The sequence below is a fragment of the Acinetobacter sp. YH12105 genome, from assembly GCF_013419095.1.
GTDB lineage: Bacteria > Pseudomonadota > Gammaproteobacteria > Pseudomonadales > Moraxellaceae > Acinetobacter > Acinetobacter pseudolwoffii.
Map to the genome: position 1 here is coordinate 1 of NZ_VPAU01000009.1, position 23,603 is coordinate 23,603.

18 protein-coding genes and 2 pseudogenes are annotated in these 23,603 nt (G+C 42.5%); 11 read left to right on the top strand and 9 right to left on the bottom strand.

The window, feature by feature from the left end:
• Together FTU44_RS08005 and FTU44_RS08010 are read left to right on the top strand one after the other, a co-directional pair.
• Window positions 1-100: pseudogene (locus FTU44_RS08005) on the top strand (IS1 family transposase); the annotation flags it as partial.
• A 143-nt stretch (window positions 101-243) separates the two neighbouring features.
• Complete coding sequence (locus tag FTU44_RS08010; protein ID WP_074383346.1) at window positions 244-1,149, top strand: LysR family transcriptional regulator ArgP; 906 nt, start codon at window positions 244-246, stop codon at window positions 1,147-1,149.
• A 5-nt stretch (window positions 1,150-1,154) separates the two neighbouring features.
• On the opposite strand, the gene FTU44_RS08015 is transcribed toward FTU44_RS08010, so the two are convergent.
• Window positions 1,155-1,724, bottom strand: a complete 570-nt coding sequence (locus FTU44_RS08015; protein ID WP_005097586.1) for a nicotinate-nicotinamide nucleotide adenylyltransferase — start codon at window positions 1,722-1,724, stop codon at window positions 1,155-1,157.
• Between the two features lie 101 nt (window positions 1,725-1,825).
• Between FTU44_RS08015 and FTU44_RS08020 the strand changes: the two genes are divergently transcribed.
• Complete coding sequence (locus tag FTU44_RS08020) at window positions 1,826-2,626, top strand: enoyl-CoA hydratase-related protein (protein WP_005097587.1); 801 nt, start codon at window positions 1,826-1,828, stop codon at window positions 2,624-2,626.
• 73 nt (window positions 2,627-2,699) lie between these two features.
• On the top strand, window positions 2,700-3,503 hold the full coding sequence (locus FTU44_RS08025) for a nitroreductase family protein (RefSeq protein ID WP_180050060.1): 804 nt from the start codon (window positions 2,700-2,702) through the stop codon (window positions 3,501-3,503).
• A gap of 226 nt (window positions 3,504-3,729) precedes the next feature.
• Here the strand turns inward: FTU44_RS08025 and FTU44_RS08030 are convergent, their stop codons facing one another.
• The 3 genes from FTU44_RS08030 to FTU44_RS08040 form a co-directional block, all read right to left on the bottom strand.
• On the bottom strand, window positions 3,730-5,199 hold the full coding sequence (locus FTU44_RS08030; protein WP_180050063.1) for a carotenoid oxygenase family protein: 1,470 nt from the start codon (window positions 5,197-5,199) through the stop codon (window positions 3,730-3,732).
• 140 nt (window positions 5,200-5,339) lie between these two features.
• Window positions 5,340-5,657: a hypothetical protein gene (locus FTU44_RS08035; protein ID WP_005097590.1), complete on the bottom strand. Its 318-nt coding sequence runs from the start codon at window positions 5,655-5,657 to the stop codon at window positions 5,340-5,342.
• A 29-nt stretch (window positions 5,658-5,686) separates the two neighbouring features.
• Window positions 5,687-6,562, bottom strand: coding sequence for a LysR substrate-binding domain-containing protein (locus tag FTU44_RS08040; protein WP_180050066.1), 876 nt, complete (start codon window positions 6,560-6,562; stop codon window positions 5,687-5,689).
• Between the two features lie 171 nt (window positions 6,563-6,733).
• Between FTU44_RS08040 and FTU44_RS08045 the strand changes: the two genes are divergently transcribed.
• Entirely contained in the window at window positions 6,734-8,476 is a 1,743-nt protein-coding gene (locus tag FTU44_RS08045) for an FAD-dependent monooxygenase (protein WP_159516072.1), read from the top strand.
• 209 nt (window positions 8,477-8,685) lie between these two features.
• Here the strand turns inward: FTU44_RS08045 and FTU44_RS15200 are convergent, their stop codons facing one another.
• The 3 genes from FTU44_RS15200 to purL all read right to left on the bottom strand — a co-directional run bounded on the left by FTU44_RS15200 (window position 8,686) and on the right by purL (window position 13,969).
• Window positions 8,686-8,811, bottom strand: a complete 126-nt coding sequence (locus FTU44_RS15200) for a KGW motif small protein (RefSeq protein WP_252146096.1) — start codon at window positions 8,809-8,811, stop codon at window positions 8,686-8,688.
• Between the two features lie 352 nt (window positions 8,812-9,163).
• Window positions 9,164-9,610, bottom strand: coding sequence for a hypothetical protein (locus tag FTU44_RS08050; RefSeq protein ID WP_180050069.1), 447 nt, complete (start codon window positions 9,608-9,610; stop codon window positions 9,164-9,166).
• Between the two features lie 525 nt (window positions 9,611-10,135).
• A complete protein-coding gene (gene purL, locus FTU44_RS08055) occupies window positions 10,136-13,969 on the bottom strand; it encodes a phosphoribosylformylglycinamidine synthase (protein ID WP_100329055.1) in 3,834 nt (1,277 codons plus the stop codon).
• Between the two features lie 1,354 nt (window positions 13,970-15,323).
• Between purL and FTU44_RS08060 the strand changes: the two genes are divergently transcribed.
• The 5 genes from FTU44_RS08060 (at window position 15,324) to ruvB (ending at window position 20,571) form a co-directional block, all read left to right on the top strand.
• Window positions 15,324-16,961, top strand: a complete 1,638-nt coding sequence (locus tag FTU44_RS08060) for a hypothetical protein (protein WP_005170049.1) — start codon at window positions 15,324-15,326, stop codon at window positions 16,959-16,961.
• An 11-nt stretch (window positions 16,962-16,972) separates the two neighbouring features.
• Window positions 16,973-17,104, top strand: coding sequence for a putative transporter small subunit (locus tag FTU44_RS15085; protein WP_005097597.1), 132 nt, complete (start codon window positions 16,973-16,975; stop codon window positions 17,102-17,104).
• A 173-nt stretch (window positions 17,105-17,277) separates the two neighbouring features.
• Window positions 17,278-18,618 carry a deoxyguanosinetriphosphate triphosphohydrolase gene (locus FTU44_RS08065; RefSeq protein WP_180050072.1) on the top strand — a complete coding sequence of 447 codons (1,341 nt, stop codon included), beginning with the start codon at window positions 17,278-17,280 and terminating at the stop codon, window positions 18,616-18,618.
• 120 nt (window positions 18,619-18,738) lie between these two features.
• Complete coding sequence (gene ruvA, locus FTU44_RS08070) at window positions 18,739-19,341, top strand: Holliday junction branch migration protein RuvA (RefSeq protein WP_180050075.1); 603 nt, start codon at window positions 18,739-18,741, stop codon at window positions 19,339-19,341.
• Window positions 19,342-19,563: 222 nt separating this feature from the next.
• A complete protein-coding gene (ruvB, locus tag FTU44_RS08075; RefSeq protein ID WP_180050077.1) occupies window positions 19,564-20,571 on the top strand; it encodes a Holliday junction branch migration DNA helicase RuvB in 1,008 nt (335 codons plus the stop codon).
• A 13-nt stretch (window positions 20,572-20,584) separates the two neighbouring features.
• Here ruvB and FTU44_RS08080 read toward each other — a convergent pair whose 3' ends face one another.
• The gene (locus tag FTU44_RS08080; RefSeq protein WP_074383355.1) at window positions 20,585-21,358 is read right to left on the bottom strand and encodes a hypothetical protein; all 774 of its coding nucleotides are present in this window, start codon (window positions 21,356-21,358) and stop codon (window positions 20,585-20,587) included.
• 158 nt (window positions 21,359-21,516) lie between these two features.
• Window positions 21,517-21,786: pseudogene (locus tag FTU44_RS08085) on the bottom strand (acetamidase); the annotation flags it as partial.
• Between the two features lie 250 nt (window positions 21,787-22,036).
• Here FTU44_RS08085 and FTU44_RS08090 point away from each other — a divergent pair.
• Complete coding sequence (locus FTU44_RS08090; protein ID WP_180050158.1) at window positions 22,037-23,380, top strand: amidohydrolase; 1,344 nt, start codon at window positions 22,037-22,039, stop codon at window positions 23,378-23,380.
• Window positions 23,381-23,603: the final 223 nt, after the last annotated feature.

The window sequence follows — 23,603 nt, forward strand, 5'->3', positions numbered from 1 at the left end:
GCGCGGTTTTAGAAGGAGTTGTAATTTTTCAAAAAAGATTGAAAACCATTTTAAAGCTTTCGACTTAACCTTTTTTTACATCAATAATGGCTTCATTTAATGTCAGCATACTTTTTGAAACACCACCTATAACTGAACATCACATTCCCCTTTTTTGAATACATGAATTATTCAACAAAAAGGAAGCTATTCATTAAAACTAAGTTAATATCAATTTAACTAAATTTTTCTTAGATTGTAGCGATGCTGAATGCGAAACAATGTGATGCTTTTTACGCGGTTGCAAAAACTGGAAGTTTTGATCTGGCGGCAGAACAACTCAATATTACTGCCTCAGCAGTGACCCTTCGTGTTCAGAGTCTGGAAAAACAATTGGGACACTTGCTGCTGGTGAGAGACCGGCCTTGTCGCGTGACTCAATCTGGACAAACTTTATTGCATTATTTACAGCATCAGCGTTTGCTAGAACAGAATTTGATGCAGGATTTGGGCGGACAGGTACAACAGGAAGGTTTTTACTGTCTGAATGTTGCCACCAATGCCGATTCACTTGCGACCTGGTTATTGCCGACCTTACAAGCCCAACTGATCCAGCATAAAATTGTGCTGCATTTTCAACTGGATGACCAATCACAAACCCATCATTTACTGGAAGCCGGACTGGTCAATGCCTGTTTGAGCACTGAAGCCAAAGCCATGAAAGGCTGTCTGGCCGAGCGGATTGGACCAATGCACTACCGTCTGGTTGCCACGCCTGAATTTGCCCGGAACTGGTTTCAACAAGGAATACATCGTGATGCCTTACGCCACGCACCGGCGATTCTGTTTAATGAAAAAGACCAGTTGCATACCCAGTATATCCAGCAAGAATTTGGCCTGAGTCCGGCACAATATCCTCACTTTTTTATTCCATCGACGCATGCATTTTTTGATGCCATTGTCATGGGCTTGGGTTATGGCTGGTTGCCGGATTATCAAACCCGGCATTTGCTGGAATCAGGACAATTGATTGAACTTTCCGGTGAAATGCGAATTGAAGTCCCCTTGTATTGGCATCACTGGAAACAGCAGTCTCCTGCTCTGGCGATTCTGGGTGAATGTTTAAAACAGCATGCTCAGACCACCATGAATCAGCCTCTAGCCATCTGATCGAGTCAGGCCAGATTGCTTTTATCCTTCTGGACAAATTTTTGACTGAGTTGCTGATAGGTTTCGGTATGCTGGAATTGCTCTAGAAACTCAATCGTGCCTTGTGGAAATTTATCCCGTTGAATTTCACCGCGATAATAAGCTTCACGCATCGGCGTAGCGGATAAAGCACCTTCTAGGCTTTCCAGTTCGACCATTTCCCATTCCGGGAAAAATTTTAAATAATATGAAGAATCATCTTTAAAATGTCCAATCAGTCCGACTTTGGCATTCGGTTCTATGGCCTGATTTATCAGCGATTTCACCAGTTTTTGCCATTTTTCATCATTATAAACATCAATGACTTCTACAAATTGAATCCGCGCCTGATCTTCCGGACTAAAATTTGCAAGGATCATGGCTTCACGTTCCGAAGCCAGAAATGGATTTTTGATATTGCGTTCATTCTGCGCAGAACCAAGGGCCAAAATCACATTTTGACTGTGTTCCAAAGCAATCTGAATGGTTTGCATATGCGCCAGATGAAAAGGCTGAAAACGGCCAATGAAAACCAGATAATCAAATGTATAGTTCATAACAGATCATTTTTATGACTCATGAGTTGTGCCGCCCCAATAAATATGCGACATAATCAATCTCATAAAATCAAATTAAGTTTTAAAGCAAGGATAGTACGATGACACTGAGCTGTATTCAACAACCTCATGAGCATTTGCATGCGAATTTAGAACATGGCGTACTCACTTTAGCCATCAATCGCCCGGAAGCGAAAAATGCCTTATACAGCGAGCTGTATTTATGGATTGCTCAAGCGCTCGATGAAGCAGATCAGGACAATCAGGTGCGTGTGGTGGTGTTACGCGGTCAGGACACGGACTTTAGCGCGGGCAATGATATGCAGGATTTCATGAAATCTGCTGCGAAAAAAGGTCAGGCCCCTGCGGCTGAAGGCCCGCCCTTTATTTTACTCAAAGCGGCTGCCAAGTTTTCCAAGCCTTTAATTGCAGCGGTACGTGGCGTTGCAATCGGGATTGGGGTAACCATCTTATTGCATTGTGACTTGGTCTATAGTGACAATACTGCCCTGTTCCAGATTCCATTTGTCAGTCTGGGCCTATCGCCTGAAGGCGCTTCAAGCAAATTGCTGATTCAGCAGGCGGGCTATCATAAAGCGGCTGAATTATTGCTGACTGCACAAAAATTCAATAGCGAAAAAGCACTCGGTGCCGGTCTGGTGAATAGTATTGAAGAAGATGCCTATGCGGCTGCACAAAAACAGGCGCAGACTTTAGCAGCATTACCTTTGGCGTCTTTGAAGCAAACCAAAGCCTTGATGAAACATAATCTGGATGAAATTGTGGCCTGCATCGACCATGAAGCAGAAATTTTCATGCAGCGCGTTGGCTCTCCGGAAATGCTGGAAGCCGTACAAGCTTTTATGCAAAAACGTAAACCTGATTTCACACAATTCAACTAATTTTCAAACTTAGGATCTCAATGAGCTGGTTTAGACTGCCTCATTGATTCCTTTACCTGTAAGAATAAAGAATATGTCTACTGAAAATTCATCCATTATTGCCCAGTCTCCTGAAACCATTGATAGCGCCAATCCTGATAAAAAACGTTATTATGAACCTGCTCCACAGGATATTGATGTCGATAATTTCCGTAAAGTGATCGAAAGTCGTCGTTCAGTGCGTAAATTTACCAAAAAACCAATTCCAGAAGATGTACTTGATGCTTGTCTGGATCTGGCGTTGCTGGCTCCCAATTCGTCAAACTTGCAGCCCTGGACATTTTATGTGGTACAAAACCCGGCGAAGAAAAAGCGACTGGTCAAAGCCTGCATGAGCCAACTGGCAGCAAAAACGGCTTCTGAGCTGATTATCTGTGTGGCACGTACCGACCGTATTGATGAAATGGCCAAACGGAATGTCAATGAATTTCCATATCCGGAAGCACCAGCTGCCATCAAAAAATACTATAAATACATTCCATATAACTATAAAACCGGTTATTTAAATGTCTTTGGCAACTTTAAAAAAGTGGCTTTCAAAGTTGCCCGCACTTTAGATAAACAGATGCCTGTTTCTGCCTTTAGTCCAAGTGATGCCAAACTTTGGGCAACCAAAACAACGGCACTGGCTTGCGAAAATCTGGTCTTGGCCTTACGTGCTTATGGTTTTGACAGCTGCATGATGGAAGGCTTTGATGAACCGATGGTACGCGATCTCTTGGGCTTAAATGATCAGCAATATCCAGTCATGGTGATTGGTGCAGGTGAACGCGCCAAAGACGGCGTGTTCTTCCCGCAATACCGTTTTGATCGTGAGTTGTTTATCCAGAAAGTTTAACAGCAGCAATAAAAGAATAAATCCTTGAGTTGATATTCTTGGCGATATGAATACCACTCTTAGGCAGAGATTCAGAAATGAATTTTCTGCCTAACCTGGGATCTCGGTTAATTTAGACATACCCTTCTTATCCTTCAAAGTAACATCAACCTATTAAATAAAGATTTAAATCTTCACGCGATATGAGACTGTGCCAGCACCCAAAGTGCTTATGCATCATCAAAATCTAAGAATAGTAAGTTCTCAATTTCCGGTCATCCATCCAGTTACAATGAAATCCGACGGGTACACGAACCGGTAAATGAATCGTGGCAATAGGCCCCTTCTGAATATATTGCGCATCTAAAATCACCACTTTCGATGGACTGCCATCTAAGGCGTGTAGATAAGACATCAGCCAGCCATCATTTTCTGTTTGAGCACCTTCTCGGGCGACAAAAACCGCCTCACCTGTAACCCAGTTTGCTCCAAAGGAATAGCTTGCTGTACTGCCGGTTTCCAGATCATGGTACAAGAGTGTATTACTGCTAACATGATAAGGATCATCAAAGCCGGCAAAGGAAACACTATAGGCATAGCGATAAGGTCGCCCTGTATAGGCTTCATTGATCCGCGGAAATTCCTGCTTGATATTGGATAATACAGTTCGAGTGACTTTTCCTGTTTGCTGCTCGAAGATCAATCTTTCCAGCCGAATCTCCTGATCTTCTATTGGTCCCTGAATGGAACTGACCAGTGCCTGGGAATGTACCACTGCATCCATCACTACATCACCTGTGTTCAGGTCATAAGCATTGACCGTATGGAAAATAAAACAGGGATCAATCTCATACCAGCGGATGTCTGCCGCACTGCTACCAAAAGGCAGCATACCTATACGAGCCTGATGTTTAGGATTCCATTGATAGGGCAGTAATGAGCCTTTTAAGGCACTACGCATAGAAAAGTTGACATTCAAATCCAGAATCAGCACCTGAGATTGAGTAATGGCACAGTCATGCACCATCGGGCCATGTTTGACTGGAATTTCGACATGATGTTGCAATTTGCCTTGAGCATCAATATGTAAATAAAAAACCTGATGATGATTCAAGGCATCATAACAAACCGCATGAATATCTCCTGTTTCCGGGTCGATATGCGGATGAGCCGTAAACGGTAGATCCTGATCATTTTCAAAAAGTTGATGCCGTTTTGATTCCAGTTCACGATTTACTTCGATCGGATAAGCCCCCGCTTCGACCAGTGCCCAGATTTTCCCGGCAAAGTGGATGATATTGGTATTGACCGCATCCGCGATTCCACGCGTTTTCCCTGAAATCTGTGGTCTATGCAATTTTTTCTGCACACTGGCCGATCCGACATAAGCACTTTTATAGCAATGTGCTTCACCAGCTTTGAGTTTCAGCGCGTGAATCATGCCGTCACCGGTGAACCAGTGATAATTTCGTGGGTTCTTTACCGTGATCGGATTCGGGCCAATCCGCATCAGCGCACCTTCTAGTTCTACAGGAATTTGCCCATCTACCATCAATTGAGTAGCAAAATGCTCCTGTCGTTGTGGCGCAAATATGCCATCCAGATAGGGATTGTCATGAGAATAGGGAATGTGGCTATGCAGGATTCCCGCACCATGTTTGATAGTTTTACTGAGCGTATTCTTGAGGATATTGCCGAGCTGTTTTGACCACTGCATTATTATTTTCCTGTTTTATTTTTATGATGATGACTGATTTTATACTCATAAAAGGAGGTTAATCATTTTAAACAGATAAGCTGATGGTACGCTAAAACACGATGCGCACCATTACTTCTAGCAGCAATAAGGTTGCACGTTTAGACTTTAATATCCAGGAGCTGAATAAACTCAAAAGCAGGCTCTTCATAAGGATGGCTTGCTTTCAGAGCTTTGGCGACCTCGACCGCCTTTTCATCAGCAACCAGCATTTCTACTCGCCACTCTTCAACCTGCTCTAATTCCCCGACTTCACCAATATAAGGATCTGCACCTTGCTGCGCTTTAAACTGCCCTGTTCCCAATACCTGCCAGGCACAGTGGGTATAATCTCCGATGCCGCCTGCACCCGCTTTAAATAAGGCTTCCTTAGTCACTTCAAGATGTTCATCTGGTACATAATAAATGAGTTTTAGCATGTTTCCCTTCAACATTTTCAATGGCTTATTTAAGATCTATTGTCCAGTGCCTGGGTAATAATATTCAATGCAGAATTATGAGGATTCTTGTTAAATGTTGCATAAAGTCCTAATTGTGGCAGGACTTGATCTGTTTGCACGATTTTCACATGCTCATTTAAAAAACGCAGCAGATATTCCGGGACGAAGCTAAAACCCATGCCCATATTGATCAGGTTAATATGTTGCAACACATTGGTAACCCACAGCATTTGGTCATGCTGCAATTGTTCAAAAGACATCAGGTGATTCAACTGCGCATAAAAGACTGGCGAGGCATTTTGCTCACACATAATCAACTGATGATTTTTCAGTTCTTGTAACTTCAATGGCCGATCTGTGGGATGTAAATACTCGGCTGCCACCAGATAAATCTGTTCATTCATTAAATGAATATTGTCAAAATCGGGATGTTGCAGACAATAGCGGGTAAAGCTCAAATCCAGCTCGGCATTTTTCAGGCGTTGAATCTGCTCCATACAGGTCAGACTATGCAGATGAATTTTTAAATCAGGAATATTCTGCTTCAGTTTGGCCAGAATATTTGGCATCACTTTCAGTTCTGCAACATTTAAAAAGCCAATATGGATCTGGTTATTTTTCTGCTGCGCCACCTGACGCGCCGCGGCAACTGCCAGTTTGGCACTTTCAAGCGCCTGTTCAGCATGAATCAAAAAAGCTTGCCCTTCATCGGTCAGTTTGATTTGCCGGGATGAACGATCAAACAGCATTACACCGACTTCCTGCTCCAGATCCTTAATCTGCTGACTTAAAGAAGGCTGCGCCGTGAACAGCTTATCTGCTGCTTTGGTAAAACTCTGTTCCTGAGCTACTGTTAAAAAAGCACGTAAATGTCGAAGTTCCATAAACTCAGCCGCATATTCTCAGGCATTTTAAGCTGCCAAACGAGAAAGTAGTAAGAATCTCAATAGACCTATAGTTTATATGAATACTCCTATTGTATTGCCTGAATTTCACTACACTGGATTGTAAATATATTCAAATCTTGTTCTTCAGACAGACACATGGAGTCATGTATGACACAGCATTACGATACTGACGTATTGGTAATTGGCACAGGACCTGCAGGATCGACCTTAGGTTTAGCACTGGCAAACTATGGAATTAAAGTTCAACTCTTCACACAGTTTAACTGGCTGGCCAATAGTCCACGTGCACATATTACCAATCAGCGTGCTATGGAAGTATTACGTGATTTAGGCATTGAAGAACAAGTCAAAGAAATTGCGACACCGTGGGAACACATGGGCGAAAGCCTGATTACCACCAGTCTGGTCGGTGAAGAAATTGCCCGTTTAAGCGCTTGGGGCACAGGTGATGAACGTCATGGCGACTATATCAAAGGCAGTCCATGTCCATTGGTGGATTTGATTCAGCCGAAAATGGAAGCCTTACTGGTCAAGAATGCCGGTGAGCGCGGTGCAATCTATAACTTCAATACTGAATATTTATCGCATGTTCAGGATGAAAATGGTGTCACCGCTACTTTCCTGAACCGGATTACCAACACAGAATTTAGTTTAAGAGCCAAATATCTGATTGGTATGGATGGCGCACGCTCAAAAGTGGTTGAGCAACTTGAGCTACCACTCGAAGGTGTGATGGCGCGTGCGGGTACAGTCTATGTGACTTTTAAAGCCGATCTAAGCAAATATGTTCAGCACCGCCCTGCGATTCTGCAATGGATCGTCAATCCTGAAGCCAGCTTTGGTGATCTCGGTATGGGCTTGCTACGTGCCATTACGCCTTGGAATGAATGGATTATGGGCTGGGGCTTTGACATTTCCAAAGGCGAGCCACAAGTGACTGAAGAACAGGTTCGATCGCGTCTGAATACATTTGTTGGCGCTGAAGTGGAAGATGTCGAAATCCAAAAACTGTCCTACTGGTATGTAAACCAGACTTGGGCAACTGAATACTCTAAAGGCCGCGTGTTCTGTGGTGGTGATGCTGTACACCGTCACCCGCCTTCAAGCGGTTTAGGTTCAAATACCTGTATGCAGGATGCGTTTAACCTTGGCTGGAAACTCACCTATGCAATCAAAGGTTGGGCCGCACCTTCCCTCCTCGATTCATATACGTCTGAACGTGCGCCTGTAGGCAAGCAGATTGTCGCACGTGCCAACCAGTCCCGTTTTGACTATAAGCATTTAAAAGAAGTCTTTGGTTTTGACCAAGGCATCACTACGCAAAAACAAATGCTGGAACGTATTTTTGCTGAAGATGAGCAAGGTGCCAAAATTCGTAAAAAGTTATTTGAAGCACTTGAAATTAAGCATTTTGAATTTAATGCCCAAGGTGTTGAACTGAATCAGCGCTATAGCTCAAATGCGGTAATGAATGAAGCTGAGCCCGAGATCTTTGACAAAGATGAACAGCTTTATCTGCAAGCCACGACTCGTCCGGGTGCCAAAGTTCCACATACCTGGCTAATCAATAGCAAAGGCCAAAAGCAATCCACTTTGGATATTAGCGGTAAAGGCCGTTTTACCTTACTGACAGGTTTATCAGGCAAAGGCTGGAGATTGGCTGCCGAGGCTCTAGATTTACCTTATTTAGATGTAATTCAGATTGGTTCACGTGAGTATCGTGATGTCTATGGTACTTGGAATGCCAAGTCTGAAGTTCATGAATCAGGTGCGGTGCTGGTTCGTCCAGATGGTTATGTGGCTTGGCGTTATCAGGACAGTACCAATGCATCTTTTGATTATGAAAATACGTTAAAGGCGGTATTGAAGCAGGTTCAACTTATAATCTAACTATTCCATCAATCATATTTAATTGACCATCGACATGGATGTCACCTGTCAGCCTGTGGGATATAGACATTCTATCAGTCTGACGAAGGATTTTGGTTACCTTACGGAATATATCCCTCATCCTTCAAAGTAACGAATATTCTTATAAAAGAGTAAGTCTAACAATTTATGAAAAAACCACCTCAACGGTGGTTTTTTAAATCAGATAATTAAGAGCCTTGAAGTAAATAACTGCCCACAACAAACAATATTTGTAGTCCTACGACAATAGCAAACAACATCCAACCTTTCTGACGCATTGCCGCCTTATCCATTATTCTAAGTGTTTTAGCCATGTCATCACCTCATACTTGAGAATTGATACTGAACTGATCTATTCCATCTTTCTTTTATAGTGCAATAAAGTTGTGCATAAAACATACCATAGCACTTTATATACAATATGAAAGCAAAATCTAAACCAAGTTCAGTGGGAGAAGTTAAATTAAAAAATCAGAATGCTTAAAAAGCAAAAATCCACCCCAAGGTGGATACGAATTAAGTAATTATAGATATTTTTAAATTATTTTTCCATAAAGTATAATTAAGTTAATATTTTTAAATGTTATTTATTGAAAATTAAGAAAATTAATGATTAGTAATTTTCTGATATTTCCACATGAGAAGTGACTTTGCTGTAAGCCTGAATTATTCATTACATAAGTTCTCATTTGGAAGTGTGATACTTTTACCATCCATCGCTTTACTAAAATCTAAATACGCCTTAAAGCGCTGTTTTGTGTTTGTGGTGACTGCAATGACATGCTGAACGACATTGGATGGTTTGTACAAAGTATCTTGAGAAAAACGCTCGTAAATGCAGCCTATCGCGCGCGATTTTTCAAATGCAATTTTTCGTAGCGGGTATTGCTGAGAAGTATCGAGTAATAAGCTCTCTTGCAGAACCATAGCCAATTGTTTTACCGCCTGTCTTTGTTCCATATTTATAAAATTCTTTTCAATATAGAGATCAATATCATCACGAATTCCGTTTTGATTCACATCAGGGCCTTCGATATCGCGATCACGATTGAGTTTCGGCAAATAACCACTTTGTTTTATTTCATCTAAATGCTTGATATTAGCTCGCCACATGTATGTATCACACCCCGCCAATGTGAATAGTGAAATAAGTAAAATGCACCTTGAGAATCTGATAAATATTCTTGGCATGAGTACCTCTTTATTTTATATGCATCATCATTGTCAAAAAGCTCAACATCTATCCTGAATCTCAATATATTTTCATGATTTAGTAGATCTGTAGTGTTTACGATATTTCATATAAAAGATCGCAACAGCGATCAAATGCAAAGCTAAACACAAGATGATTTTTAAATGTGGACTATACAGCTCATCCGACATTTTTTCGAAGAGAGTCAAATAAACCAGACTATAGGAAACGAGTCCTAAAATGGTTATTGCCGTTATTTCTATTTTTAAATATGCACCATCTGCAAAGTTATAATCTGCACTAAAACACAATAATGCAAAGATAAAATATGTAAATATTTTCATGATTTAAACTGGTTACTTATTTGAATTATTTAAACGATGTTAACTCCGAAACATACATAAAAAAAGGGCTGCTGACGCAACCCTTTTTTAATCTAAAACCGATTAACCAATGAACTTACGTGCATTACGGAACATACGTAACCAAGCACCATCTTGATCCCAGTCTTCTGGTTTCCAAGAATGCTGAATCGCACGGAAGTTACGTTCAGGGTGCGGCATCATAATTGTTGCACGACCGTCTTGAGAGGTTACACCGGTAATACCTTCCGGTGAGCCGTTCGGGTTCAATGGATAATGTTGTGTTGCATTCCCCAAGCTATCTACATAACGCAGAACCACCTGATTCGATGCGTTGAGCGCAGCAAAGTTTTCCGCAGTTGCAACCGCACGACCTTCACCATGTGCTACAGCGATCGGCAGAATCGAACCTTCCATGCCCTGAAGCAATACAGAGTTTGATTTTTCCACACGAACATTCACCGCACGTGCTTCAAACACTTCAGAAGTATTGCGGTGGAAACGTGGCCAAGCATCAGCACCCGGAATCAGCGGAGCCAACTGAGACAACATTTGACAGCCGTTACAGATACCCAGCGAGAAGGTTTCCTGACGGTTAAAGAATTTCTCAAACTGGTCACGCAGTTTAGTATTGAACAATACTGATTTTGCCCAGCCGCCACCAGCGCCCATCACGTCACCGTAAGAGAAGCCACCACAAGTCACTAAGCCTTCAAAATCATCCAGGCTGATACGACCTGCCAGCAAGTCACTCATATGTACGTCAACGGTATTGAAGCCGACTTTATCAAATGCTGCTGCCATTTCGATATGACCATTGACACCCTGCTCACGCAGAATCGCCATGTTCGGACGACGTGAATTAATGTACGGCGCTTCAATCGCTTCATTCAAATCAAATGTCGGTTTCGCAATGATACCTGCATGAGATTTGTCAGTGATAAGAGCAAATTCCTGATCCGCAGTTTGTACGTTGTCACGTAGGCGCTGGATTTGGTGGGATACTTCCGTCCAAGCCACTTGCAGATCAGCACGTTCAAGTACTAAACCGTTTACAGATAACTGATCCGTGTTATTTACCGTACCCACCACCTGAATGGCATCTTTCAGGGTAGATGCTGCAACTTCAGCTTGTAGCGCTTCCCAGTCTGCTTTGGCAATTTGAAGGACTGCACCAATTTCTTCAGCGAATAAGCTTGCAATTGATTGATCTTCTAGTGCTACACCCAAACGTGATGCGAACATCATTTCTGCAACAGTCGCCAATAAACCACCATCACCGATGTCATGATATGCCTTGATCAGACCACGGTTGTTCCAGTCTTGAACCAAAGCGAAAAATGCTTTGAAGTCATCGAAGCTGTCGACATCAGGCGTCACAGAACCGATTGCTTTATACACCTGAGACAGAATCGAACCACCTAGACGGAACTGACCTTTAGACAAGTCAATACGAACCAGTACCGACTCTTCATTTTTCAATTCAGGGGTCAATGTTTTACGAACATCGGTCACAGGTGCAAATGCAGTAATCACGCCTGACATTGGAGAAGTGACAGACTTGTCTTCGCCTTCGTCATTCCAGGTGGTACGCATTGACAATGAGTCTTTACCGACTGGAATTGCGATACCCAGTGCTGGACACATTTCCATACCGATGGCTTTTACACCTTCGAATAGCGCTTGATCTTCGCCCGGTTGACCTGCAGCAGCCATCCAGTTTGCAGACAATTTAATGTCGCTGATTTTTTCAATCTTTGCAGACATGATGTTCGAGATTGATTCAGCCACTGATAAACGTGCCGATGCAGCAGGATTGAGCAATGCGACTGGTGGACGTTCACCCATCGCCATCGCTTCACCGGTGTAGCCTACTAGGCTTGTCGTTGTTACCGCAGCATCCGCCACCGGAACCTGCCAGCGACCGACCATTTGATCACGTGCCACCATACCAGTAATCGAACGGTCACCAATACTGATCAGGAATGATTTAGAAGCCACTGTCGGGTTTTTCAAAACACGATAAATCGCATCTTTCAGATCTGTGACTTTAGCCGCGTCGAAATCATCGCCTTTGCGTTCAATGGTTTCATATGAACGGCTCATACGCGGTGTACCACCAAGCATTACCTGCATTGGCATATCCACTGGCTTGTTGCCAAATAACGGATCTTCAACGGTTAAGTGACGCGCTTCAGTTGCTTCACCGAGTACCGCAAACGGACAACGTTCACGCGCACAGATCGATTCAAATAATTCTAAAGAAGATGGACGAATCGCCAGTACATAACGCTCTTGCGCTTCATTTGACCAGATCTCCATAGGCGACATGCCCGGCTCAAGCGATGGAATCTTACGCAGATCCAGCACCGCACCGAGTTCATGGTCATTCACCAGTTCAGGCATGGCATTCGATACACCACCTGCACCCACATCATGTACAGACACAATCGGGTTCTGGTCTTCCATGCGCCAGCAAGTATCAATCACTTCCTGACAACGGCGTTCCATTTCCGGGTTTTCACGTTGTACCGAAGCGAAATCCAGGTTTTCGCCGAGTTTACCGCTGTCTACAGAAGATGCTGCACCACCGCCGAGACCGATCAGCATGGCAGGGCCACCGAGCACGATCAATAAATCACCGGGCAAGATTGGATCTTTTTCAACGTGATCTGGACGGATGTTGCCATAACCACCGGCAATCATGATTGGCTTATGGAAACCTTTAACATCGCCATTGATGTTTTGTTCAAAGGTACGGAAGTAACCATTTAAGGCAGGACGACCAAATTCGTTGTTAAACGCAGCGCCACCCAATGGGCCTTCAATCATGATTTGTAGCGGCGATGCCATACGCGATGGCTTGCCATAGTTTTCTTCCCAAGGCTGTTCAAAGCCCGGAATGTTCAGGTTAGATACTGTAAAGCCGGTTAAACCTGCTTTAGGCTTACCACCACGACCGGTCGCACCTTCATCACGGATTTCACCGCCCGAACCTGTCGCAGCACCAGCAAATGGTGCAATCGCTGTCGGATGGTTGTGAGTTTCCACTTTCATCAAGATATGCGCGGCTTGACTCTTATATTTATAAACCTGCTGGCCATTGTCTTCTTTGGTTGGATAAAAACGCTGGGTATCCGAACCGACAATCACCGAAGCATTGTCTTTATAAGCCGACAATACATCTGTAGGTGATTCTTTATAAGTATTCTTGATCATCTGGAACAATGACAATGGCTGAACTTCACCATCAATCGTCCATTCAGAACCGAAGATTTTATGACGGCAATGCTCAGAGTTTGCCTGTGCAAACATCATCAGTTCGATGTCATTTGGATTACGACCCAGCTTGATAAACGCTTCAGTCAGGTAATCAATTTCTTCCATCGACAATGCAAAACCAAATTCGTTGTTGGCCTTAACCAGTGCCTCTTTACCTTCACCTAGAATATCAATCGAGTTCAGTGGTTTTGGTGCTGTTTCAACAAACAGTACCGCAGCCTCTTCAATCGCATTGAATACGCTTTCAGTCATACGGTCATGCAAAATCTGTTGAACTTCATTTGATACGTGTTTTAGACCCTTCAACGTAAATAAAACGCCGCGCTCAAGACGATGCACCGGCGTATTACAGTTTTTGAAAATGTCTGTAGCTTTAGAAGACCAAGGCGAGATGGTGCCGACACGCGGTGTCACTAAAATTTGGATTTCATCACTTGCAGCCTGGTGCAATTCAAAAGATTGCCCATCGTTGAGAAGCTGTAAAGCTGATTGCTGTTGTTGCTCGCTGAGCGCTTGGTCAAAGAGGTAGACCCATTGACTTTCAATTGATTGAACAGAACTAATTGACGTCAAACGCGATAATAGTTGAGTTTTCTTAAAAGAAGAATGTGCGGGTGCACCGGCAACGATAAACATGCTGATTTTGGCTCCACGGGATGGTCTGAACAACCATGCCACAATGTGACTTGAGAGAGCGCATATTCTACTGTGAAATAAGGAAATCGGCTAGATGGCAAATACGAAAACTACGGCTGAAATATTCTGTATTTTTAAAATATTGTGTTTATTTTCAGGCAGGAAAATTGAATGTAGTCGCGTAGATTAACACAATTTGTTAAAGAAAAATCAAAACCGATTAACAATAATTTCACTTAAGAAAATTGTATTATTTTTCAACAGCAAGACCACTTAAAATGCGTACAGAACTTATTCTTGAGCCGTTATAAAAAACTTATTAAGGATAGACTAAAGCTTCTCGGGATAGACTGAAACAGTCGAGTTCATTTTTTAGCTCATCTCTCTGTCGGCGAGTTGCACTACTGAAATAATTTTGTATCCAGCTATCCCCATTCCGGGCTCCATTGCAGGATTTAAGACTCTGCCCCGCTGTTCTCCCTTTTCGAGCCTGTCTGTATGAGCAAACTATATCGCCTGCTTCAATCAACTTTCAATAATATCCGGTAGCCCAGATTATTCCGATCACTCATCTTAATATATGAACTCTATTCAAAGATACCTAAATCTCACATATAAGACCCCACCATAGTTTCTAATAAAGAGTGAGAATTAAAATCAATAGATCTACTTTAGTAAATGGATTTCCAGGATATTAAGTCTGTTTTCACCGATATATTAACCAAAAATATTGATTCAAATATTTCTTATTTTACCTCTATGAAATAGGTTATTTTCAAGCTAATCAATTGAAAATATACAGCTTAAATTCAAACTGATTCTCGGTCTCTATTCTTATGCAAAAATTCAGAATATATAAGCATCATCAGACATGAATTAATGAAAGTTTTTTAGGCTATTATTAAAAAAATCACTACTCATAATGAAGAAAATAAGCAATATTAAAATTTTGTTACTTTTTCATTTTCTGACTGACATCCATCTTTATTCTAATAAAAAACCATGCAATAAATACCTGTAATTCCTATAAAAATATAGAAACAACAAATCTATATTTGATAAGATGTTGAAATCAAAAATAGCCTTATATCAGCAAAGAATCTACATAATTAATGACTTCATCAGTAAATTTGATGATTTTATGTTAACCTCTACGCCAATTGCTGAGGAAATGTCCACATTCAGGACGCATGAATCATCCTCTTTTCTGCTGCAGATATGAATATCCAATTGATATTCAGACGCTGGTTTTTTTATTTTCTGTAGCTTCACTGCTCTGTCTAATCTAGAGCCTTAATCTGTTGCCAATGATTTAATTTTCAAAAACAAAAGGTGACCCGCTTAAGGAGTATGTATGTTTCAATTCACTAGTACAGCAACTGTACTATTGATGGTGCTTTTCTATGGCATCACCTTTCTATTGTCGTTACGCATTAAGCAAAAAAATGAAAATGTCGATGGATATATGGTCTCGAATGGCTCCATCGGATTTGGAATGTCTGCGGCCAGTATGACCGCCACCTGGATCTGGGCCGCTTCATTTTATGCAGCAGCTTCGTCCGGATATAAATACGGTGTTTCCGGTGCCTTACACTATGGTTTGTGGGGTGCACTGATGATTTTATTTATCTACCCATTCGGCAAACGTTTCCGCGACCTGGCACCCAATGCACACACTTTGGCAGAAATCATGCATGCACGGCATGGTAACCAGAGCCAGATGATTCTGGCAGGCTCCAACATTGTCGGGAGCGTGATCAGTCTGATGGTAAACTTTACCGCAGCAGGTGCGCTGGTTGAAATTCTGTCTCCCCTCAGCTTTATCCATGGGGTCTTGATTACCGGAATTGGCGTCCTGTCCTATACTTTATGGTCAGGTTTCCGCTCCTCGGTATTTACCGATTTTGGTCAGCTGGTCGCCATGATTGTGGCGGCAGTGATCATTATTCCGACGCTATTTTTCACCCTGGGCGGCCCTTCACTGTTCCAGACCGGCATGCATAATCTGCAACCGGAACAACTGGATTTCTTTTCGAAAACCGCATTTTTAGAACAGGGCGCGCCATTTTTTGTGGCAGTACTGGCTTATGCAATTGGTAACCAGACCATCGCCCAACGCCTGTTTGCAGTGCGTAAAGACTTGATCAAACCCAGCTTCATTACTGCAACCATCGGTTATGCCGCGATTGTCGTCGGTTTGGGAATGCTCGGATTATTGGCACTATTTGCCGGGATTCAGCCGATTGATGGCAACCTGAACAACCTGATTCCACAAATGGCAGCAACGTATCTGTCTCCATTTATGGTGGCCTTACTCTTTGTCATGGTGATTGGCGCGCTTTCGTCAACGGCGGATTCGGATTTATCTGCCCTGTCTGCCATCGTAATGACCGATATTTATGGCAAACAGATTGCTAAAAATCGTCCTGATCCGAAGAAAATGCTGTTTATTGGCCGGATGACCATGATTGTCGCCACCATGCTCGGTATTTTAATTGCCACGCTTAAATTCGACATTCTAGCGATGCTGATTTTCGTCGGTGCACTCTGGGGTGCCATCGTATTCCCGGTGATTGCCAGCCTGTACTGGGACAAGGTCAATGCCCGTGCCTTTAACTGGTCTGTCGGTATCGCATTTTTAAGCTTTCTGGTGGTTCGATTTGAATGGCTGCCAATTCAGGGTCTGATCGCACTCAGTTTTGAGCTTATGGCCACCATCGGTATTGGTGTGGTACTGGGTCTGATGAGCTTTGGCTTCTTTGGCAAGAAAGTCGGCCTGGTGGTCGGTATTCTGGCCAGTATCGGCTTCCTTCCATGGACCATCGGCTTCCTGCGTGATTATGGCACGCTATTGAGTTCCCTGACCGCCTACGGCAGCAGCGCCATTGTCTGTACCGTACTGACTTTAATGAATAGCAAAGAACGATTTGATTTTAAACAAATCAATAAGATGGTGATTGAATTTCACCAGGTATCTGAGAAAAGTAAATAAGGAGATTTCAGATGAGTAGTCAATTTATGACCCTATATGTACTTTTTTGGCCATTGGTGGCGACGATGATTTTGTTCGTCATTTGCATGGGGGTCTATAAAGACATCCAGGAAGCCAAGATCAGTGGTGAAGATTTGCTTTAGTCCACTTCTATCATGAGATAAAAACAGGTCAATATGACCTGTTTTTTTATAGCGATTGTTCAGCTGAAATTTCCACAGGGTTTTGTTTGTTCCGACAATTCATGTCGCAGCACTCTAGTGCTGTTGCTACTTTTTTGGCATGATGCACTTAGCAAAGAATTGAATAATGATAAATGACTCAAATGCGTTGGTTAGAGCTGCTTTCGACAGTTCGGATTGGTAGTAAAAAGCAAAGTACTGAACTGGCACGTAGCCCGTTCCACAAAGATTATGACCGTATTATTTTTTCACAAAGTTTCCGCCAGCTGAACCGTAAAACTCAGGTTCACCCTTTAACCCAGCACGATGGTATTCATACACGACTCACACATTCACTTGAAGTGTCCTGTATTGGGCGTTCACTCGGGATGCTGGCCGCAGAGAAAATAAAAGATCAGTTACCGCCCTGGATTTCCCCGGCCGATGTCGGTGCCATTATTCAGGCTGCCTGTCTGGCACATGATATTGGTAATCCCCCTTTTGGCCATGCCGGTGAATATGCCATTCGAGAATGGTTCGACGATGCATCGCATACCGATTTTTTAAAAGATCTCAGTCCTGAACAAGAAGCCGATGTACGTCAGTTTGAAGGCAATGCCCAAGGTCTACGCCTGTTGACCAAAATCGATTACCACCCCAATGATGGCGGCATGCGTTTGACTTATGCCACGTTAGGGGCTTATTTAAAATATCCGTGGCTGTCAAAAACCATGGCATCTCAAGTCGATTTACCTGCCAGCAATCGGGCCAAGTTTGGCTGCTATCAGGCCGAGAAAGAGATTTTAAAGCAGATTGTAGAACAACTCGGACTGATTCAGTTAGCTGAATATCATTACTGCCGTCATCCACTGACCTATCTGCTCGAAGCGGCTGATGATATCTGTTATGCCCTGATTGACCTTGAAGATGGTATTAGCCTGAATATGCTCAGTTATGACGAAGTTGAGCCGGTCTTTTTAAATCTGCTCGGTGATTATGGTATTCCTTCTGAAATCGCCATGAGCAATACCACCTGGCAGCAAAAAATTGCCGCCTTGCGTGGTCGGGTCATGAAACGTCTGGTCGATGAAGTGACAACGGCTTTTGCCCGTCATCATGACCAGATTTTATCGGGTCAGTTACAAGGTACTTTATTGCAATATTGTACTGCGGACATTGAAATCGGGATTAATCGCGCCAAAGAACTGGCACGGGATAAAATTTTTGAGCATCCGCAAAAAGCAGGACTGGAAATTATCGCGCATCAATGTTTGCAAAATATTCTGGATGCCTTTATTCCCTTAACAACGCCGCATAAAAACCTGAGTTTTAAAGAACAGCGCTTGATGTCGATTCTGCAACGTTCAGGGGCGAATTTTAGCGCCAGCCATTATGACAATATCATGCAGGTGCTGGATATTGTTTCGAAATTTTCTGATCATCAGGCTTATAACCTGTCGCAGGAATTACAAGGCAATAAAGCCGGATTGTTATAAAATATTCTGCTGTATGGGAGGATGATTGTAATAAAATCATCTATTTTACAGCGGCAGATTTTGCCTTTCCGGAAAATGCTGACTACTATGCAGCAAAACTGAATTTAGTGATGATAAAAGATGATTGGATGTCTGATTGGTGAAGTACTGGCTTTAGAAGCACCCACCGTACTGTTAAATGTAAATGGCGTCGGTTATGAAATTGATACGCCGCTGACGACTTTCTGCCAGCTGCAAAAAGGACAACAAGTCACACTCTGGACCCATCTGGCCGTGCGTGAAGATGCACAGTTGCTGTATGGCTTTATCAATGCTCAGGAAAAAACCATTTTCCGCACCCTGTTAAAAGTCAACGGCGTTGGCCCCAAAATGGCCTTGGGTATTCTTTCAACTTTAAGTGTGGAAATGCTGATTCATACCGTTGAAAATGAAGATGTGAATACCTTGGTCAAAGTTCCCGGTGTCGGTAAAAAAACCGCTGAACGTTTAATGATTGAATTACGTGACCGCTTTAAAGCCATGGCTTCAGGTGCTGTGCCAAGCAATTCAACTACACCACAGATTCAGTTTATGGGCAATTCAGCCGTGGCTGAAGCAGAAGCTGCATTACAGTCTTTGGGTTATAAACCTGCTGAAGCACAAAAACTGATTAATGCGGTTAAAGCAGATTACACTGAAGCCAGCGACATTATCCGCGCTGCATTAAAGTCGATGAATCGTTAATACTGATTTAAATATTCGCTGCAAAATGAAGATGAGAAGGCAGCATGGATGCTGCCGCAGAAATATGGCATAGGATGTGCCATTATTTTTGCAAAGGGTTTTGTTACTTTTGCCCTGTCAAAAGTAAGAGCATGCCTGCACAATGGCATACGAATTGTTAAAGCATTTTGAGGCTATGACTTTATTCACCTCAAATAAACCATAGAGATTAACTCAAAAGATATGCAAGACCGTCTCATCAGTGGTTCTGAAAAACCAGAAGATCATTTTGATCGTGCCATCCGTCCAACCTCACTCGATGACTATATTGGTCAGCCGGTGGTTCGAGAGCAAATGGAAATCTTTATTGGTGCCGCCCGTGGCCGTGAAGAAGCGCTGGATCATACATTGATTTTTGGCCCGCCCGGCCTGGGTAAAACCACGCTGGCGAATATTATTGCCCGCGAAATGGGCGGTAATCTTAAGTCGACTTCAGGTCCGGTGCTAGAACGTGCCGGTGATTTGGCCGCCATGCTGACCAATCTGGAAGAAGGTGATGTCCTGTTCATTGATGAGATCCATCGTCTTTCACCCGTGATTGAAGAAATTCTCTATCCAGCGATGGAAGACTACCAGCTCGACATCATGATTGGCGAAGGGCCTGCTGCACGATCAATCAAACTGGATTTGCCACCCTTTACCCTGGTTGCAGCAACCACACGTGCAGGTCTGCTTACCTCTCCTTTGCGTGACCGTTTCGGCATCGTACAGCGTTTAGAATTTTATTCAGTTGAAGATTTGACCCACATTGTCAAACGTTCAGCCAATTTGATGGATGTACCCATGACTGGTGATGGCGCAAAAGAAATTGCCCGTCGTTCACGAGGCACACCACGTATTGCCAACCGCTTATTGCGTCGTGTACGTGACTATGCTCAGGTCAAAGGCACTGGTGAAATTAATCAGGATATGGCACAACGTGCTTTGGACATGCTCAAAGTCGATAAAGATGGTTTAGATACTTTAGACCGCCGTTATCTATCGATGTTATTAGAACGTTTTGATGGTGGCCCTGCTGGTGTTGAAGCGTTGGCTGCTGCCATGGCAGAAGATTCTGGTACGCTGGAAGATGTGATTGAACCATATTTGATTCAGCAAGGTTATGTCATGCGTACTGCACGTGGCCGTATTACCACCAATATGGCCTATTTACAGTTTGGGTTGACACCACCTGAGCCAAAAGAAAAGTGATTCAAAAAGCAGCTTAGGCTGCTTTTTTATTGAATATAGATTTCAAATTTTGAATAAGAGAATCTACTACAATGTTTAGAGCTTTGAAACTATCAGCAATACCTTCTTTATCAATTACCGCGGTAATACACATGATTTGTAGCTGAGTGAGATAACGCTCAAATTCGTCCCATTCAGATACTAATTCATGATCTTCCTCTACTAACATTTTTAAATGAGTACTAATACGAGCTATTAAAGGGAATATATCATCTTCTAAACTCTTTAATTCTGAACGCATATCTTCGTATTCATTATTTTTGAACCAGTCTTTCACATCATTTAGTACTAAAGCTACAGAGCCTAACAATGTAATGTATTTATGCACTAATGGTTTCAATACAGCAAGATCGTCTATTAACTTAAGTTTCCAACCTCTATAAAATTCTTCTTGTAATTCAACTCTTTTTAACTTTTCTTGACTTTCTATAAGTTGTTTAGTCATATTTCTATGAGATTCTGCTGCTTCTTTAATATCTTCACTTACTACTTTAAAAGATAGTTCTGTGAGTTGAAAACTCTTACATCCATACCAATAAGCAAGCCAAGTTGCGAAACTACCTAAAATAAGCGCAATAATGACAGATAAAGTAAATGGTGAAATTGCTGTCGTATCTGTCGAATGATTGAGATCAAGCTCCATCTTTCTATTTGGATTCTCTACAACACTTGCCGTTTGATCAAAAGGTTGCTGTGGCACTGTCCATGGCAATTGAATCATCACTGCATTATTATTCTGCTCTGCCACAATTTCCCCATTTCATTTCAATAAATTTTTATTATTGATATTCTAAAAATTTTCAAACCATTACAAAAGAAAAAGCCAACTGACATGTCTAAATCAGTTGGCAAAAGCACAAAACAAAAAACTAAATAAAAAAATTACTTCTCTTTTTTCTTAAACTCCTAAAAGTCCGCTTTACGAATCATCGCGTGAATACCTTTGGTTTTATCTACCACTTGCGATACTTCAAAATCCGTTGCAACACTTAAGTATGTATAAGCAATTTCTTCTGAAATTCCGTATTCATTGACCAAAAAACGGATTGCTTCACGCGTAGACTTACGCATGGCTTCATCAAGGTCTTCATCTAAACCTGGAGTAATCTAGAACTCATCATTTTCGCCCAAAGGTTGCGTTAATGATTGTCGCGGAATCTTGTCCTGATCTATTTTTGATATTTGTTTTTATTTTGTCTTATTGATAATTTTGATACCTTTAACATATAGAAAATAAATAAGGGTACATAATTTTACAATGTAAAAGCATTCATAAAGCTCTTTTAGAACAAGGTCTAACAAGCAATATACCTTAAAGGTATTATCACAATACTTAGAGAGTTTTGGTCAAATTTAAATCAATATGCAATCCTAGAGAATCACTTTAACCATTTCAATTTCTTAAGGTTCTCCCCCAAGTATGAATATGTATAAGCAGATTTCCCTTTGTCTTCCTCTTCTTTTCTGTAGCCAACTCAGTCTGGCCGACTGGATTGATGATTCTGTACAAACGGCTGAAGCGCACACCATAAAATTACGCCAGCATATTCATCAATATCCTGAGCTGGGGAATATGGAATTTAAAACCTCGGAACTGGTTCAAAAAGAATTAAAATCCTATGGGATTGAAGTACGAAAAGGTTATGCCAAAACGGGTGTGATCGGTGTACTAAAAGGTGGTAAACCCGGCCCGGTCATGGCATTGCGTGCAGATATGGATGCATTACCAATTAAGGAAACTGCACCGGTATCATTCGCCAGCAAACAAAAAGCCATTTATCAGGGCAAAGAATCTTATGTGATGCATGCCTGTGGTCATGATGCGCATACCGCCATGTTACTGGGTGCAGCCAAAGTTCTGGCCGCCAACAAAGATAAAATTGCAGGAACGGTGGTATTTGTGTTCCAGCCAGCCGAAGAAGGTGGTGCAGATATTGATAACTTTACCCAAGGCGATCAGATTGGTTCACGTAAAATGATTGCGGACGGCGCCCTGAAAAATCCAAAACCTGAAGTCATTTTCGGTATGCATGTCATGGCCGGTATGCCAAGTGGCAATATCTTCTACAAAGATGGTGCCATTTTAAACAGTGCCGATCATTTACGTATCCAGGTCAATGGAAGTCAGGTTCATGGTTCGATGCCTTGGGCAGGAAAAGATCCAATTTATGCCTCTGCCCAGATGGTCACCAATCTGCAAAGTTTGATCAGCCGTAAAGCGGATCTGACCAAAGGAATGGGCGTGGTCAGTATTGGTAGCATTCAGGGTGGTACCACCGGTAACGTGATTCCAGATCAGGTCAATATGGTCGGGACTATTCGCTCCAATAGTGAAGACGTTCGTCAAGGCATTTTAAAAGACTTACCGAAGATGCTAGAACACAATGCAGCAGCCAACGATGTCAAGGTGAAAGTCGAAATTGCGCCTTATGCCCCGGTCACCACCAATGACAAAACTTTGACCAAGCTGATGCAACCGACCCTGACCAAAGTCCACGGTGAAGATAAATTGCATGTCTTGGATAATAATGCCAGTGCGAGTGAAGACTTTGCTTACTATGGCCAGCTCATGCCATCCCTGTTTGTCTTTGTCGGCGCCACGCCGGCCGATCAAGATCCGGCTAAAGCCGCGCCAAACCATAATCCGAACTTCATTGTCGATGATGCGACCTTAAAAACCGGTGTCGAAAGTCATGTGCGCTTTATTCTAGATTATCCAAAAGTGGCTGAACAGGTTCAGGCCAACTGGAAACAGAACAATAAAGGTTAATTGCCTGCTATAAAAATGCGCGAGTTGATGAGCTCGCGCATTTCATCATCTTCTGCTGTTTTATAAATGAGCTATCAGGTGCTCTGCGCTTCCTCTTGACTATTTCTAGCCAGATTTGACATCTTGTGCCATTGGTCTCAAAACTCAAAATGCTAAACTTTGTCCCGCTAAATTGCTTGACTTTGGACAGGAATCCGGCAAATTCAAGGATTTTCCTCTCTCC